10 protein-coding genes are annotated in these 16,358 nt (G+C 58.6%); 4 read left to right on the top strand and 6 right to left on the bottom strand.

What is annotated here, in order from left to right; all coding sequences use genetic code 11:
• Window positions 1-365 precede the first annotated feature (365 nt).
• The 3 genes from EJ076_RS29590 to EJ076_RS29580 all read right to left on the bottom strand — a co-directional run bounded on the left by EJ076_RS29590 (window position 366) and on the right by EJ076_RS29580 (window position 3,178).
• Complete coding sequence (locus EJ076_RS29590; protein WP_126070250.1) at window positions 366-1,181, bottom strand: oxidoreductase; 816 nt, start codon at window positions 1,179-1,181, stop codon at window positions 366-368.
• Window positions 1,182-1,251: 70 nt separating this feature from the next.
• Complete coding sequence (gene fabF, locus EJ076_RS29585; protein ID WP_126070249.1) at window positions 1,252-2,553, bottom strand: beta-ketoacyl-ACP synthase II; 1,302 nt, start codon at window positions 2,551-2,553, stop codon at window positions 1,252-1,254.
• 46 nt (window positions 2,554-2,599) lie between these two features.
• Window positions 2,600-3,178, bottom strand: a complete 579-nt coding sequence (locus tag EJ076_RS29580; RefSeq protein ID WP_126070248.1) for a TetR/AcrR family transcriptional regulator — start codon at window positions 3,176-3,178, stop codon at window positions 2,600-2,602.
• Between the two features lie 84 nt (window positions 3,179-3,262).
• Here EJ076_RS29580 and EJ076_RS29575 point away from each other — a divergent pair, with 84 nt between their 5' ends.
• The 4 genes from EJ076_RS29575 (at window position 3,263) to EJ076_RS29560 (ending at window position 10,235) form a co-directional block, all read left to right on the top strand.
• A complete protein-coding gene (locus tag EJ076_RS29575) occupies window positions 3,263-4,372 on the top strand; it encodes an efflux RND transporter periplasmic adaptor subunit (protein ID WP_164548763.1) in 1,110 nt (369 codons plus the stop codon).
• On the top strand, window positions 4,372-7,500 hold the full coding sequence (locus EJ076_RS29570; protein WP_126070247.1) for an efflux RND transporter permease subunit: 3,129 nt from the start codon (window positions 4,372-4,374) through the stop codon (window positions 7,498-7,500). The genes EJ076_RS29575 and EJ076_RS29570 overlap by 1 nt, the downstream gene beginning before the upstream one ends.
• 754 nt (window positions 7,501-8,254) lie before the next feature.
• Entirely contained in the window at window positions 8,255-8,659 is a 405-nt protein-coding gene (locus tag EJ076_RS29565; protein WP_126070246.1) for a hypothetical protein, read from the top strand.
• Between the two features lies 1 nt (window position 8,660).
• Entirely contained in the window at window positions 8,661-10,235 is a 1,575-nt protein-coding gene (locus tag EJ076_RS29560) for an LA2681 family HEPN domain-containing protein (RefSeq protein WP_126070245.1), read from the top strand.
• On the opposite strand, the gene EJ076_RS29555 is transcribed toward EJ076_RS29560, so the two are convergent.
• The 3 genes from EJ076_RS29555 to EJ076_RS29545 form a co-directional block, all read right to left on the bottom strand.
• Complete coding sequence (locus EJ076_RS29555; protein ID WP_126070244.1) at window positions 10,232-11,398, bottom strand: hypothetical protein; 1,167 nt, start codon at window positions 11,396-11,398, stop codon at window positions 10,232-10,234. The genes EJ076_RS29560 and EJ076_RS29555 overlap by 4 nt on opposite strands.
• A gap of 13 nt (window positions 11,399-11,411) precedes the next feature.
• Complete coding sequence (locus tag EJ076_RS29550) at window positions 11,412-15,197, bottom strand: hypothetical protein (protein ID WP_126070243.1); 3,786 nt, start codon at window positions 15,195-15,197, stop codon at window positions 11,412-11,414.
• Between the two features lie 88 nt (window positions 15,198-15,285).
• Window positions 15,286-16,308 carry a hypothetical protein gene (locus EJ076_RS29545; RefSeq protein WP_126070242.1) on the bottom strand — a complete coding sequence of 341 codons (1,023 nt, stop codon included), beginning with the start codon at window positions 16,306-16,308 and terminating at the stop codon, window positions 15,286-15,288.
• Between the last annotated feature and the right edge of the window lie 50 nt (window positions 16,309-16,358).

Here is a 16,358-nt window from a genome sequence, read left to right as displayed (position 1 = left end):
CCCGCGGGTCCGCGACAACCAAAGTCGACATACGAACACCGTCCGGTAAAAACGCAACTAACTTGGTTAAGTACCCGTTAAATCAGGAAACCAGAGCTTAGACTGTTTGTCAAGGAATAGCTAATATAGTGACTGCTATGATAATAATCCGAGGCTGTCAGGCCGGCCGGCCCGGGATTGCGCACGCCGTCACCATGTTGCGGGAGAGCTACCGCCTTTTCCCACACTCGTCGGATCGGCGGTTCCTGCTCCGTTGTCTTGGATGAGCATTCATTTTTGAACTGCCCCTCTACTCAATGTATGAGTTGGTCATCTAGTCCCAGCATTTGGATTCGAAGACCTCGTTTTGTCTGCAGCCGAAATCGTCAGACTGGCAGCCCTAGTTGTTTTCTCAGGCTCTTGTCGAATGCGGACGCGGGGACGAAGCGTCGCAGGAAACTTACCTGACGCGCCATTTTTCCCGCCGCATAGCGTTTCTTCGGAGTGGGATCGATCGCAGCGGCCAAAATGGTCTTGGCTACCACTTCGGGCGCGTCGCCTTTTTCCATCGATTTCCGAACGGACATAGTCATGCCAGCGCGCGCGGAATCATAGATATCAAGCAACTGATCGGGGGCGGCGAGATTGTCCTCGAATGCCGTACGGGTATAGGCGGGCTCCACCAACGACACGCGAATGCCGAACGGGCGTAATTCGTGATCGAGCGATTCAGAATAACCCTCAATGGCATGTTTGGTCGACGCGTAAAGCGCGAAATAGGGAGCGGGGATGAACCCCTGTACCGAACTCAAATTGACGATTCTGCCCTTCCCTTGGCGTCGCATTGCCGGCAACACCGCGTTGGTCACGCGCAAAACGCCGAAGACGTTCACGTCAAACAGCGCCTGGGCCTGGGCGATCGAGGACTCCTCCGCGCCGCCAAACAGACCCATGCCGGCATTGTTGACAAGCAGGTCGATGCGTCCGGCCTTGGCCAGAACGTCATCGACCATTTTCGCGACGGACGCGTCGTCGGTCACGTCGCAGGTCAGCATGGTAACGCCGTCGGATTGCTTGGACGCCGTGCGGCGGCCGGTTCCGAATACGCGAAAGCCGGCGCTTAGCAAGGCTTCGGCGGTAGCGCGCCCGATGCCGGAAGATGCCCCTGTGACGAGAGCGACGCCAGGATTGGTCTTGTTCATGGAAATCAAATCTTTCTTTGTGTTGGATCGGAGTGGGAGAAGCATGAAAGGTCGGTGTGAGGGGTGCCAATCATGAGCGCCCCTGGCCCTCGCGTCGGGCCGCCGGGGCGGTCCAGCGCCTGAACAAGGCGCTGGCATTCACGCCGCCAAAGCCGAAACCATTGGAGATCGCGTACTCCATCTCCATTGGCCGGGGCTCGTTTGCGACGAAGTCGATGCCGTCAGCGGCCGGATCGGGAGTACTCAGATTGAGTGTCGGCGGCGCCACCTGATCCCTGAGCGCCAGGATCGCGAAGATGGCTCCAAGCCCGCCGGCTGCACCCAGCAGGTGTCCGGTCGCCGATTTCGTTGCGCTGACGGCTATCGCGAAATCGCGCCCGAATAGGCTCTTGATCGCTTCGATCTCGCCCAGGTCGCCGACTGGCGTGGAGGTCGCATGCGCGTTGAGATGACGAACCTCGCGCGGTGAAATCCCCGCTTGCGCAATCGCTATCTCCATGGCCCGGCGCGCGCCGCTGCCGTCCTCGGGACCAGAGGTGACGTGATGAGCATCCGCCGTCGTGCCGTAGCCGACGAGTTCGGCGAGCGGTTTTGCGCCGCGCGCCAGCGCGTGGCTCAACGCCTCGATGACCAGCACGCCGGCTCCTTCGCCCATGACGAAGCCGTCCCTCGATCCGTCGAAGGGACGCGAGGCTTGAGCCGGCGCCCAATTGAAGCCGGTTGAAAGAGAGCGTGCGGCAGCAAACCCACCGAGACTGACGATGTTCATGCAGGCTTCCGTGCCCCCGCACACGGCGATGTCGGCTTCATTCGCGCGGATAAGGCGCGCCGCATCGCCGATCGCCTGGATGCCGGCCGCGCACGCCGTCACCGGTGCGCCCAACGGACCTTTGAAGCCATGACGGATTGAGATCTGGCCCGCTGCGAGGTTCACCAGGAAGGATGGCACCGTAAAGGGCGACAGGCGGCGGGCGCCACGCAGGTCGACCGTGCGCACCGCCTCGGTGATGGCGGGGAAGCCGCCGACTCCTGAAGCGATGATCGTTGCTGTGCGCAGGCGATCCGTTTCCGAGGCAGGCTTCCATTTCGCCTGCGCAAGCGCCTCTTCCGCCGCGGCCAGCGCAAAGAGAATGAACCGATCTACCTTGCGCTGATCCTTCACGGACAGGACGCCGTCAGGATCGAAGCCAGCGTCGGGGTCTTCTTTCAAGGAGGGAACCACGCCGCCAATCTTTGCCGGCAGGTCTCCCACCACATCGTCCGGAAGCCTACGGACGCCCGAACGACCGGCCAGCAGGCGCGACCATGACGCTTCGACATTGGCAGCAAGGGGCGTGACCGCCCCCATGCCTGTAACAACAATCCGTCGCATCTATTCTCCTATCACTTGGGTGCGCCGACAGCACTGCCCACGCCGTTCAAGCGGCGACTGCTTCGCGAACCTGATCGGACGCCGCATCCAGAAAAGCCTGCGCAAGGTCGGGGTCGTTGACGACCCGTGAGAGCAGCACCGCCCCGACCATTGTCGACAGAATGGCCATGGCCTTGTCGCCGGTCTCCTCGCCGTCGGCCTTGCCAACCCAACTAGCGAGCATCTCAAGGTATTCCTTGATCCCGGCTTCGAATGACGCCTTCACCTCGGCGCCCTGCCTGGCAGCATCCGAGCCGAGCGCAACGACCGGGCAGCCGTCCATCCTTTCTCCGCGATGGTCCATGCTGAGATAGAATGAGATCACTGCCTCGAGTGGATTCTCAGGGTTTGCCGCAGTTGCGTCCGACCATCTGTGGGTGGCGCTCTCCATCGCCCGCCTGGACGCCTGCGCCGCCAGGTCCTCCTTTGACGCGAATTGCTTGTAAAAGGCGCCCTGGGTCAGCCCCGCGCCCTTCATCAAATCCTTGAGGCCGATGCCGTCAAAGCCGCGCTCCCGAAAAAGGCGGCTTGCCACATTGATCACGGTTTCGCGGTTTTCTGCGGCTTGAATTCGGCTCACGCGCATCGTCGATCTCCTTTTTGATTGCGTTCGTAATCTATAATCGATATAGAAATCGAACGCAATCTAATTTGAGATGAGGCGACGAGCGTGAAAAAGAGAACCGTTATCGTATTGGGATCGACCCTGACGGCGATGTCATGGGTGGCGGCATTCGCCACGTTTGCTACTCCCGCGCAGGAAGCTCCTTTGGTGACCGACCCAAGGCAGGAGGCACCATTCGTCAGACTTGTGTCGGCAGCGCCGGTCACCGAATCAGAACGTGGCTTCACCGGCGTCATCGGGGCGAGGGTGCAGAGCAATCTCGGCTTTCGGGTTCCCGGCAAGATCGTGGAACGGTTGGTGGACGTTGGTCAGCAGGTCAAAGCCGGTCAGCCGCTGATGCGGATTGATGATACCGATCTGCGCCTTGCGCTTTCGGCGAAGCGCAATGCCGTTGCGGCAGCGCGGGCAACAGTCGCTCAGACACAGCCGGATGAACGGCGATACGCCAGTTTGCTTGGCAGTGGGTGGGTTACACCGCAGCGCTACGAGCAGGCGAAGGCTGCGATGGATACAGCCCAGGCGCAACTTGCCGCCGCCGAAGCCGACGCACGGGTCGCCGAGAACGAGGCGGCCTATGCAGTCCTGTTGGCGGACGCGGATGGAACGGTGGTCGAAACGCTTAGCGAGCCGGGGCAGGTCGTCGCAGCCGGCCAGCCAGTGATCCGGACCGCCAAGGCAGGCCCGCGCGAAGCGGTTGTCGCCCTTCCCGAAACGATCCGGCCGGCGATCGGCTCGGCGGCTGAGGCGAGCGTGTATGGTGGCGATGAGCGTCGTTATACAGCGCATCTGCGGCAGCTGTCGGACTCCGCCGATGCCCAGACCCGCACGTATGAGGCGCGCTATGTGCTCGACGGCGAAGCTGCCGCTGCACCACTTGGCGCGACGGTTACCGTTCGGCTCGCAAGCCAGGCGCAACAGCCAGAAGTCCAGGTGCCACTGGGAGCCGTGCTCGATGACGGCCGCAAGACTGGCGTTTGGGTGTTGGACAGCGCCACCTCAACCGTACACTTTCAGCCCGTGCAACTCGTTCGTGTAACCAGCGAAACCGCTGTGATCTCCGGATTGAACTCGAACGTTCCCATTGTGTCGCTCGGCGCCCACCTCCTGCAGGAGGGCGCTCGCGTCCGGACCGAGTCCGAAAGCGGGAGCAACTGATGAGCTTCAATCTTTCCGCGATCGCCGTTCGCGAACGCGCCGTCACCCTATTCTTCATCCTCTTGCTGGTGGCTGCCGGAGCCTACGCCTTCCTCATGCTCGGCCGGGCCGAGGACCCTAGCTTCACCATCAAGACCATGACGGTTACGACGGCATGGCCGGGCGCGACGGCGCGCGAGATGCAGGATCTCGTCGCCGAACCGTTGGAGAAGCGGCTTCAGGAGCTGACCTGGTACGACAGGGTGGAGACGACCACACGGCCAGGTTATGCGTATATGACGGTCACGCTGAAGGACAGCACACCGTCATCCGCCGTGCAGGAGGAGTTCTACCAGGCTCGCAAGAAACTCGGTGATGAAGCCCGCAACCTGCCGCCCGGCGTCTTCGGCCCCTTCGTGAACGACGAATATTCGGATGTGAGCTTCGCCCTTTATGCGCTGAAGGCCAAAGGCATGCCGATGCGGGAGCTGGCGAGGCAGGCCGAGGTGATCCGCCAGGACCTCCTGCACGTGCCCGGCGTCAAGAAGATCAACATCCTTGGTGAACGTCCCGAACAGATATTCGTCGAGTTTTCCTACGCCAAACTGGCAAACCTCGGCGTGTCGGCACAGGACATCGTCGGTGCCTTGCAGCGGCAGAACACCGTCACGCCAGCAGGTTCGATCGACACCCTAGGGCCGCGCCTCTTCATTCGGGTCGACGGCGCCTATGACAGCGTTCAGGCGATCGCCGACACCCCGATTGTCGCTGGGGGGCGGACGCTGAAGCTATCCGACATCGCCGAGGTCAGCCGCGGCTATGAGGACCCTCCCACATACCTCATCCGACGCCAGGGCGAGCCCACCATCATGCTCGCGGCCGTTATGCAGGAGGGCTGGGATGGTCGCGCGCTCGGCAAGGCCCTGGAGGACAGGACTGCCGCGATCACACAGACACTGCCGCTCGGCATGACGCTCGACAAGGTGTCCGACCAGGCCGTCAACATCACCTCGGCGGTCGACGAATTCATGTTGAAGTTCGCGATGGCGCTCGGCGTCGTGCTGCTGATCAGTCTGCTTAGCATGGGCTGGCGCGTCGGGATCGTCGTGGCGGCTGCCGTCCCTCTGACGCTCGCCGTGGTCTTCCTCATCATGCTGGAAACCGGCCGGTTCTTCGATCGCATAACGCTCGGCGCCCTCATCCTGGCGCTTGGTCTTCTCGTGGACGACGCCATTATTGCTATCGAGGTGATGGTGGTGAAGATGGAAGAGGGGATGGACCGCATTAAGGCGGCGGCCTATGCATGGAGCCACACTGCGGCGCCGATGCTATCGGGAACTCTGGTGACGATCGCCGGCTTTGTGCCGGTGGGTTTTGCGCGCTCGACGGCTGGCGAATACGCCGGCAATATCTTCTGGGTCGTGGGGTTCGCCCTCATCGTCTCCTGGATCGTCGCGGTGGTCTTTACGCCCTATCTCGGTGTCAAGATGCTGCCCGCGATCAAACCGGTCGAAGGCGGTCACCACGCTATTTACGACACGCGTAACTATCGACGTTTGCGGCGGGTCATCACGTTTGCTGTGCGCCATAAGTTCGTAACCTGCGGTATCGTTGGCATCGCCTTCGCGCTTTCCGTCGTCGGTATGGCCGGCATCAAACAGCAGTTCTTCCCGACATCCGACCGCCCTGAAGTGTTAGTGGAGGTTCGCCTGCCGGAAGGTGGTAGCATCGAGACAACGACCGCTGCGGTCGAAAAGCTCGAAAATTGGCTGGACAGCCAGCCCGAGGCCAAGATTGTCACGAGCTACGTCGGCCAGGGCGCTCCGCGCTTCTTCTTTGCGATGGCTCCGGAACTGCCTGATCCTGCTTTCGCCAAGATCGTCGTGCTGACCCCCGACGCGGAGGCGCGTGAGGCGTTGAAGCGCCGGCTCCGAGAGGCAGTGGCGCAAGGGCTTGCGCCCGAGGCGAATGTCCGCGTTACGCAGCTCGTGTTCGGCCCCTACACCCCGTTCCCCGTCGAGTTCCGGGTCATGGGCCCCGATGCGACGCAACTCTACAGCATTTCCGAAAAGGCTCTCGACATCATGCGGAGCGTCCCGGATGTGCGGCAGGCCAACCGCGACTGGGGCAATCGCACGCCCGTGCTTCGCTTTGTCCCCGATCAGGATCGACTGAACCTCATCGGCCTCTCGCCGGCGGAGGTGGCTCAGCAACTGCAATTCCTTCTCACCGGCATCCCCGTTACGCAGGTTCGCGAGGACATCCGCAACGTCCCCATCGTGGCACGCAGCGCCGGCGGCGAGCGGCTGGATCCGGCGCGTCTGGCGGATTTCTCGCTGATAAGCCGGGACGGCCGCTCGATTCCGCTCGACCAGATCGGGCATTCGGAAATCCGTCAGGAGGAGCCAATCCTGAAGCGCCGTGACCGCACGCCCGTTGTCACGATCCGCGCGGACATCAATGAAGCTACCCAGCCTCCGGAGGTCTCCAAGCAGATCATGCAGGCCCTTCAGCCGCTGATCGCGTCCCTTCCGGTCGGCTATCGCATCGAAATGGGCGGATCGATCGAAGAGGCGGAAAAGGCCAACACCGCGCTGGCTAAAGTCTTCCCGGCCATGATAGCCGCCATGTTGGTCGTCATCATGCTCCAGGTGCGATCTTTCTCCACGATGTTCATGGTCATGCTGACAGCACCGCTTGGCCTTGTCGGAGTCGTGCCGATGCTGCTCACCTTCCACCAGCCCTTCGGCTTCAACGCCATTCTGGGTATGATAGGACTGGCTGGTATCCTGATGCGCAACACGCTAATCCTGACCGAACAGATCAAGGAGAACCGCGCAGCCGGCATTGACGACTATCACGCCGTCATCGAGGCCACGGTGCAACGCACACGGCCAGTCATTTTGACAGCACTTGCCGCCGTGCTCGCCTTCATTCCCCTCACGCACTCCGTCTTCTGGGGCTCAATGGCCTATACGCTGATCGGCGGAACGGCGGCCGGCACGGTGTTGATCCTGCTCTTCCTGCCCGCGCTCTACACCGCGTGGTTCCGGATCAAGCCGACTGCGGATGAGGTCCCGACTGCGGATGAAATCCATGAGGTTTCGACGGAGGAACTGGAAATGCGACCAGTTATGGCTGCTGAGTAGGGCACCGTTGCCGAGCCTCGTTTGTCTGCACGGGGCGACTGGCGGGTTCGTGTGCCGATGCTAGTAAGAGCAATCAGTATGGCTAACGGTAGCGGATGCCCACGTAACCGATTGATCTTATTGACAAAATGGTAGCGGGAGAGCGCTACCGCCAATATAGCGCTGCAACCGAGTTCGTCTGTTGAAGGGACTTCGCAAGCGAGGTCAGCAGATTCAAATCCTGTCCCCGCAACCAATTCTATCATAAATCTCTGGCCGTCTCGATTTGATCGGGACGGCTTTATTATTGGACAAGCAGGCAATCGCCGCAGCGCCCCTAGCAGTGCATCACCGCTTCGACAATCTGCGCGAAACGGGAACGCGAGCAGATTAATTGGCGCTCAGGGATGAGCTGCCCGACACATCGGCACCGGGAGCGCGGAGCGCATCCAATTAGGCGACCGGCGAAAGTCGCCCCCAACGCAAGCTGTCATACCGCTTTGCCAGCGCCATTGCCGCACGCTGCCTAAGCCAATCCGGAGCATCCTCTTCAGCGTTGCAATTTGCATGCGCCATCATGATTGAAAGGTCACCGACTACAGCCCTTTTTCATTATCTACTCCCTTGATCCGCTGTTACTATTGAGACGAGGCGGGCGATGTAGGGGGAGGGCAGGCGGCGGTTTCAAACGCATAGTTTGTTTGAATTAAGGGATGCTGGCTTTTGCAGAAAGCAGTATTCGCTGAAGCCGAATTGAAAGCTCTCAGGTGCAGCAATGACAGACCGAACCACCGCTTATTTTGACGACCTTGTTGGACGCTTCGCGCATGCCACCGCGATTGTGCGAAAGCCCGTTGCGGGCGCCAGGCCGAATGACTGCCACGCCAATTGCGAGCGGTTTGTCGAAGCCAACAACGGTTTTCAGATCGTGCGCGGTTGGCTGTTCGTCAGCGCAAATTACTTCTTTCCGCATAGCGTTGTGCGCGAGCGCAGTTCAGGACGGTCGGTCGATGTAACGCCAGACATCAGCAACAGCGGCCCGATCCGGTTTGTCGAACACATCGGTAGTGAAGAGGATTTTCAGATTCTAAGGGTCGGCCGCAACGGAGGTTGGGCACATCCGCAGTCGACGGGATCTCCGAGCGATCATTCCCCCCAGTTCGAAATCCCCGCTGACTAACATGACCGGAGAGCTAGAAGATTATCTAAAACGGTTGCTGGAGACGAAAGATATCAATGATCTTCCGATCGATGAGGCTTTGCTAAAGACCGCGCACCTCATCGACCTTTCAAGCGACTTCAGCAATCTCGAAGGCACGCAGCTCGCATTGCAATGGTGCGACTTGCTCGAAAAGTCCGATATGACCCCCGGGCAGCGGAGCCAGCTTCAATACTACCGGTCCAACGCATGGGATGAGGTCCGAAAGCGAAATTATACAGCTGGAGACTACGAGTCGGCTTGGGAGCAGCCAGAGCTTCGGCATCAACTCTTAAGCCTGCGTCGTGCCGTGAACCGCGACGGACTCGCCGAGCTTCAGCCTAGTGAACGCGCACAAATATTGACCAATCTCGCAAACACACTTCATAGCGCAGGACGTACGGTTGAAGCCGGTGAATACTGGGGTCGCGCCATTGCGGAATGCCCCGGTTTCGCCATCGCGCTTGGCAATCGTGGTACAGGCTGGTTCAAATACGCAAGCGCCTACTACGATCCCGGCCAACAGGATGTTTTCCTGTATCGTGCCCACCAAAGCCTCTCTGTCGCTCTTGCGCCAGGAGCAAATTGGGACATTGCCCCGGATGGTGCTCGTGATCACTTCACAGCGTATCATGAACACATTGGAAAAATGATTGATGTCGAGCAATTCGGCAAAGCACAGAAGCTTGACGGTTTTGGCCTCGGCCGTGCGCGGAGAGAGCGCGCTTACCGGCAATGGGCGCTGGACAATACTCTATTCCTCAATCCGCTGAATGACCTCAGTAATAGCGACATTGCGGCCCAGGATGCGCTTTCGCTTCCCTCATATAAAACACCTCTGGACGAAGGCCCAACTTTGATTGGCTTTTTCAATCAGATGAAACAAGAGTTTGCCTCGGCCCGATGGCTGCTGTTCGAAGGCATCACGAATGACGCGCCGCATTTTTCTGACAAGGGCACGGGGCTGCGCGACACGCTCGATTCTCCTGGCTATTCGCTTTCCGTCGAGCAAACAAAACTTGCCTTTCGCGCGGCCTATTCGCTTCTGGATAAGATTGCTTTCTTTCTGAATGACTATTTAAAGTTACAAATCCCCTTGATTGACGTTTCCTTCCGCTCGTTGTGGTTCGTCAAAAGAGGCAGCACCGAGCTTAGGCCTGCTTTCACGCAAGCCAGGAATTGGCCTCTACGCGGGCTCTATTGGCTTGCAAAGGACTTTATTGAAAAGGATTTTCAGGCCTCCACCGAAACGGATGCGCGCGACATGGCGACAATCCGTAACCACCTGGAACACAAGTACCTCAAGATCCATGACAGGGATCCGTTCTACCTGGCCTACCCTTCAGCGTATGGCGATCCGTATGACGACAGGCTAGCCTTTTCGATAGAGCGCCATGACTTTGAAGCGAAGGCGCTGAGGATTTTGAAGCTCGCGCGCGCCGCCATGATTTATTTATGTCTAGCCATGCACCGGAAGGAAACCTCCGAGCCACAGGATGAGACCAAACTGACGATGCCGAGGACTTTGCCAAGTTGGAAGCGAAGACCAAGATACTAGGGCAGCACGGCGCCCATCGGCGGTTTTCTAACATGGCTCGATAGCTGCTCCGCGATATCGCTGTAGCTGCCGGCTTTCTCTATATCACGGGCGAGGGACGCAAACGTCTTCGATTTCTGCCGCGCGATCCGGAATGCTTCATAGGTTCGCTTGTCGACATAGGTAACGTCGGCATAAGCCGAAAGGCAGGCCAGATACCTGTCGGCTAGTTCGCTGCCATCCCATCTCCGCGTGTCGGGGTGGAACTGCGCGATGGCATTGGCAATGACGCCGGATGGCAGCCGATCGTCATGCACGCGCGCTATAACCTCTGGCAGCGAAAAGCGAAGCTTTTGATTTACCGTCGCCATTCTTTTCCGAAAATTGCTCATATTCCCAACATCGGCGACCGTTGTGTCGGGATAAATCTCCGATACGTCGATGCCGAAAAGCTCCAATATTTGTTGCCCCGGATTGTCGGTGCCGATCACTCCGACATGTCGCCTGACCTCTTGCATAAACTCCTGTGAGGACAATTCAGGGTCGGTGATGCGCTCGTCCCCACGCTCTCGGATTTCCGCAGCTAGGCGGCTTTGTAGGAGATCTAACTGCCGTTGTATGTCTTCAGGGGAGCGACGCTTGCCTTTGAGGAGGTCAGCTATCTTCGTGTCGTCGTTACCCGCAAAATCCGACTTAGATATTGCCATTATCTCGCTGGGTCGTTCTTCATCGTTGATGAAATGAGCGCGGATGGCGCTCCAGCTTTCCAAGAAGGGACGAACGAGATCGGCGCCGTTCGTGAGCCGAAACATGCTTTTGGCAGCTTCGTCGCGCACCATTGCAGCATCAGCCAACGGCTTCTCGAAAGCAGTGGCAACCTCGAACGCCTGCTGGTCGATGACAGAGCCAATGATATCTTCTTTTCGGAACGAGGCGATGGCCGCGACCAACGGCAGTGATTGCAGATAGGTCACGCGTCGCGCAACCACATCGTCATTCCCGTGCGAGAGCAGTTCTTCGAAGTGATGCCAACAAAGCAGCAGCACGCCACCGCTCTCTTCGAAGCTTTTTTCGAAAGCCGCGGCACGCTGAAGCCGCGCGCCATCCTTGCTCGCCTTATCGTCCGCAATCGCACCGAGATGCGAGGAATCCAGAGCAACGAATTTCGGCCGAATTAGCAGCATGGGTTGGCCGCGTTCATTCGAAGCGACCGCTTTCCGTGCGGTCTTCCTCCAGCTCGTCGCGTCGTTCTTTGGCTATTGTCGTAGCAAGCCTGGCGCGCGTTTCCTTGACGGCCGCGATTAGACCTGGGTTAGCCCCCGTCTCAAGCCGGTCGAGCAAGTGGAGCCGGATTTCGCATTCTGTCGCAAACGACCCTTCAAAGCTTCTTGGCCAGAGATCAATTGCTTGGAATACCGCGACTGGGTCAGGCGCCCGCTCTAGAAGTTCTTTCATGATTGGTCGCCATTCCAGTGCCTTGTCATCGGAGGGGGTGAACAACTGGGCGACGGCAGCAGCAAAGGGATAGCGCAGTTTTGGGTCGGCAGCGCACCATTCCAAAATGATGTCATCCGGAACCACACTGACCGGATTTGGATGGCCGTGCATCACATCCTGGACGATATCGATATTGTTCTCGCGCTCCTGGTCGCTACCCGCAGCTAGCTCATCCAGCATGGTTGCAGGTTGGGTCTTGAATAGGGCCTGCAAAAAATCGTCGTGATCCCAGGCGTAAACCTCGTGCTTTTCAATGGCCGTTTTCAAGTCGCGCCATATCTTGCGCGCAACGGGTGCGCCTTCTGGCCCGTTCAGGCAGCTCTTCGCGACATTGCCCAGCGTGTGGTCACTGTGATCAATTCGCCTGCTATCTGGCTCGAATGAATGCCGGCCGAGAAGAATGCGGCCTGCCTCAAGCGTCTCAGGCAAGGGCTTTCGTCCAGCACCGCCATCCGAATGGAACCGCATCAAAAGGATTTGCAGGGCGATGGGATTGCCGTCGGGTTTGGCGCTGATTGCAACCAGCAGGTCGCGAAATGCAGGCCCCGGGATTGGATCACAGACGCGCCCGCCAACCAAAACGAAGAAATCATGGGTGGTAGCCTTGCCAAGCTCCAACGCACGATGAAGGCGATCAACACCAGCCTCGTCTATCGTGACGCTCGCCTGAAGATCGACCAGCCATTTGCCGAGCACGGCATCTTCTACGGCTTCGTCAAGGAATGCCTGTGTTGCCGTCTGGTCCTTTGTTTTAAGCCCATCTAGGAAACCACGCAGCAGTTGCACATTTGGCTGCTCGGCTGAAGCCACTTGAGCGGCCAATCGCTTCCACATGATGCGCGGTTCGCCTGCGCCCAGGGCAAGTCCCTGCCCAAATTCGAAAAGTCGCCCATGGCCGCCAATGAGTTCCGGAAGGAGTGTGGCGAGAGCTTCTTCGTCGGCAGCGGCTTCTTTTCCAAATTCCACAACAGCCTCGGCGACGCGCTTCAGCCGCTCGGCAATGTCCATTTCCTCATCGTCTTCAAGGTCAAAAAGGCTGCCGCCTCTTTCTCCGAGCACGATTCCCCGTACGCTATCGATCAAGTCCTTTGGTTTTAGAAATTCCTCCAGCTTGGTAAGGCGTTGCAGCGCCCCAGCATCCAGCATTTTCGCGCTGTATCGCCGTGTTTGCCGCGTTGCGATCCAACCCTCGCGCCAGAAACCGTCCTTGGCGATTGCCCTGGAAATGCGCTCCAGCGCGTCGAACTGGCCCGCATTCGCCCAGAGGCCTCGAAATTTTCGGGCTATGCTTTTCTGTACACGCGCTCTGACTTTGCTGTCGTATAGAGCGAAAAATTCTGCTGTCTTGAGCACATCGCCGAACCACTGATCGTACTCGGCTTTGCTCTTCGGATGGTAGCCGTAGTCGCGCGAACGCGCGCCGAACTCAAAACTGGAATAGGGCCTGAAGTGCTCGGTCGTCATCATGGCTTCCAAGGCCTTGACGCCGAGATGGCATTCAACCGGTTTGTCTGATTTTAGAAGTTCTGTCGCTACTTCGAGACGCATCGACAACGGTGCGTGGGTCGCGGAAAAAGCGACGTAAAAGAGGGGCGCAATCGCCTTCTCGGCATCGCTGTCAACCACCTCACCATGCATGCCTGCGAACTTGCACAACAGTGCCACAGAACGTTTGAACAATTCAGCGTCATAGGCGAGCGCATGCAACAGCCGGATAAGAGGTGCGCCGGCCAGCAGCGTATCCCCGTCTGCATTGGCGAAGCTATTCTCAAGCGCGGAAAGGGTTGCTCGAGGCTGTACCGGCGCGACGTTTTCAAGCATCGCGTGGCCAAGCGGATTTAGATTCGACACATCGGAAAGAAGGCCGCCCGGTGCAAGCCAGCCTTTCGCAATCGTCTGCGCTTCCTTGCTGCTGTCGAGATAGCCAAGGCGGCGCGAGAAAGAGCGCAACAGGCGTTCCGATGGCCCATTCACGATCGCGGCTTCGATAACGGAAGAGGGGATATTTTGAAGAGCCAGCTCCGCCAGCCGGTTTGCGATGGCGTGCGGCAAGATCGCGCGCCATTCCCCACGCTTTTGCAAAAGATCGCGCCGCTTTAGTTCGGCCGCCGCAGTGAATACCTGCTGTGCGGTCTTTCCGACTAATCCGCCGAGCACGGGCAGTTCCGCCTTCTCGCCCGTCAGGTCTTCCCCCTGAAATGAGTAAACCAGCGAACAGGCTTCAGCGATTTGCAACAGCCCTGCATCATGCTCGTGGCGTTGCTGGAAGAGACGCTTGAACAATTCGGCGTGGGTGAGGCCAGAGACCGTCTCTGTTTTCTTTACCGTGCTGGCAAGCGCAAGCGCTATCCGCGCGTTGCCGCCGGAAAACTCGGCAATCCTGCGGCTATCGAGCTGTGATAAGTCCGGGAAGCGCCCCGCCACCAATTTTGTGATCAGAGGCACCGATGATGTTTCCAGCGAGAAAACGTCTGTGCCTTCTGGCTGGTCCTCGCGGATGTCATATTCAACGGTGATGACGCTGACCGTTGAGCGTGCGGCACGCACCACCTCCGATAGGTGCCTGTGCGTTTCTGGAGGGCAATTATCGATCACCAAAATCGCGCGCGTGTCAGCCGCGATCAGGTCGGAGGCAAGACCCGTCGGTTGTGGATCAGGCGCATCGGCAATGTCGGTATAGTAGGCGAGGGAAGGGTCCAGCGCATCCGCGCCCACGGTATTGTCAAACAAGGCTTCAACCAGCCTTGTCTTGCCAACACCTGAAAGGCCGACCAAGCGAACAACCTGGCGTGGATTTCGCAGGGCTTCCCGCAGGCGGTTGATGCCATTTACGGCCGACAGGCCTTCCCCATCGTCTTTGTTACCCGTCTTGATGCGTGCCTCGTCATCAAGAAGATAGCGTTTGTCCGCGCCCGCCGGCACGCTTGACCAGTCTCCGTACGACTTCCACCCGGGGATAGGCCTTCCAACCCGGGAACGAACCCACGCAATCAGCCCCGGATTGGCACGCACCCAGCTCGCAACGCGGTTGCCGTCGTAGAAGTCGAGATGCAACTTTGCGGCATTCCCGATACCTTTCACCGCTTCTGCCATCGCAGCTCGGCGATCGTCCAATGCGGAGTCTGCCGCTGAGCTGGTTGAGCTGACAATGATGTAGGCGCCTTCCTTAGCGGCCAGTTGCTCAATCACCGGGCGAATGATGCCCTTCGGCTTCATTTCCTTCGGGATCTCCGACGGTGGCATGTTGGGTTTCTTCACCTGAAAGCCGGTTGCAGCCCTTGGAATGAAGTCCTCGATCTGCGTGCCGGTGGGCAGCGCCACGCGCACATCAAGGCCGCCGTCCTTGGCAGTTTGGTTGCCGCCCCAGGTCACGGCAGAGACAGGCAGGTCCGCGCGCCGGAGCGTGGTTTCGCAGAGAAGACCAACCAGGGTGCGCAGGTCTTCATCGTTTAGTGCAGCAATATCGTCGCGGGTGATTTCAAACATCGGTTGAACTTAGGGGAGAGCTTGAGAAAGCGTCAAATGATGTGTTCAAACTGATATAAGTCTCCACAATGACTGTTTCAGAAAACAACTAAGCACCTAGCTCGCTATCGTGAATGTGTTTCGGGTCGAATTCCGCAAGGGCATCGAGCGGGTTAATCGGACTACCCCAGGTTCTCTGCCGCTCATCGGCCGGCAAGCTCCAGAAATCGGCCAGACCAGCTCGGTTCGCAAAATGAGGCCACAGTGCTTCGTTGGCGAGGATACGATTTAAGGCGGTTCGCGCAACGTATTCGATCACGGCTTCCTTCTTCAAAAGATCAAGCCGCTTTGCTCTCTCGAACGGTTCAAGAAGGCGATCCTCGTGCAGATGTTCGACCGAGCTGCGATCAGCGTAGATTTCACCAAGCATGTCCTGATGGCCCGGCCCAATAAAGAGTTCCGTGCGGGTCACAAAATCACTCGCCCCCTTACCGGGCCGGGAAAGCACGAACCCATCGACACAGCGCGCATATTGATGAAAGCGATGGAGTAAATCCCGTTCGGACCGCGTGGAGATATAAAGGTGCAGCACCCGGAAGAGGCGCCAGTGACTGTCGCCCTTGGCTATCCCCCCAATTTTGGCGAGTTGCACCACAAGGCCGGCAGCTTGCCGCAATTCCTCCTGTGAGACTTCGGGATAGCCGCGAAACACGCATGAAACCGGTGCGTCCAAATCCTGGGTCTGGCGAACACCAATTTCATTTTCCTCACGTGATCCCGTGAGGATCACCGGTTTGTGCGCCGTGGCGAACCTGCTGGTGAGCAAGAGACCACGATAGAAACTCCAGACCTTTGCCTGAAGTGCCTGGTTCTCGGCATCCAGTACGCCGGATTGTTTTGATATGAGTCTGCTGAGGATGAAAACGTCGCAGTCCTCGACTTCTTCTGCGCGAATGCTGCCCAACCATTCGCGCCAATGCGCAGGCACCTTGAAAGCGGCTTTGGTAACGACCGCGAGCTCTGGTGAAATCTGCTCATCGGCGAAACCTGCCTCATCGGCTTTAATATTGAGGCCGAGCAGGGCGTATTTTTCGCCGTCACAGATCCAGTTTTGGGTGTTTTCGTTGGTCATGGCACGAACAGGATTGATGCCGCAAATCTGTAGCACAAAGAGTGAACAAA

Source organism: Mesorhizobium sp. M7D.F.Ca.US.005.01.1.1, assembly GCF_003952545.1.
GTDB lineage: Bacteria > Pseudomonadota > Alphaproteobacteria > Rhizobiales > Rhizobiaceae > Mesorhizobium > Mesorhizobium loti.
Note: the sequence above shows the minus strand (reverse complement) of the source record. Positions and strands in the feature narration are given on the sequence as shown.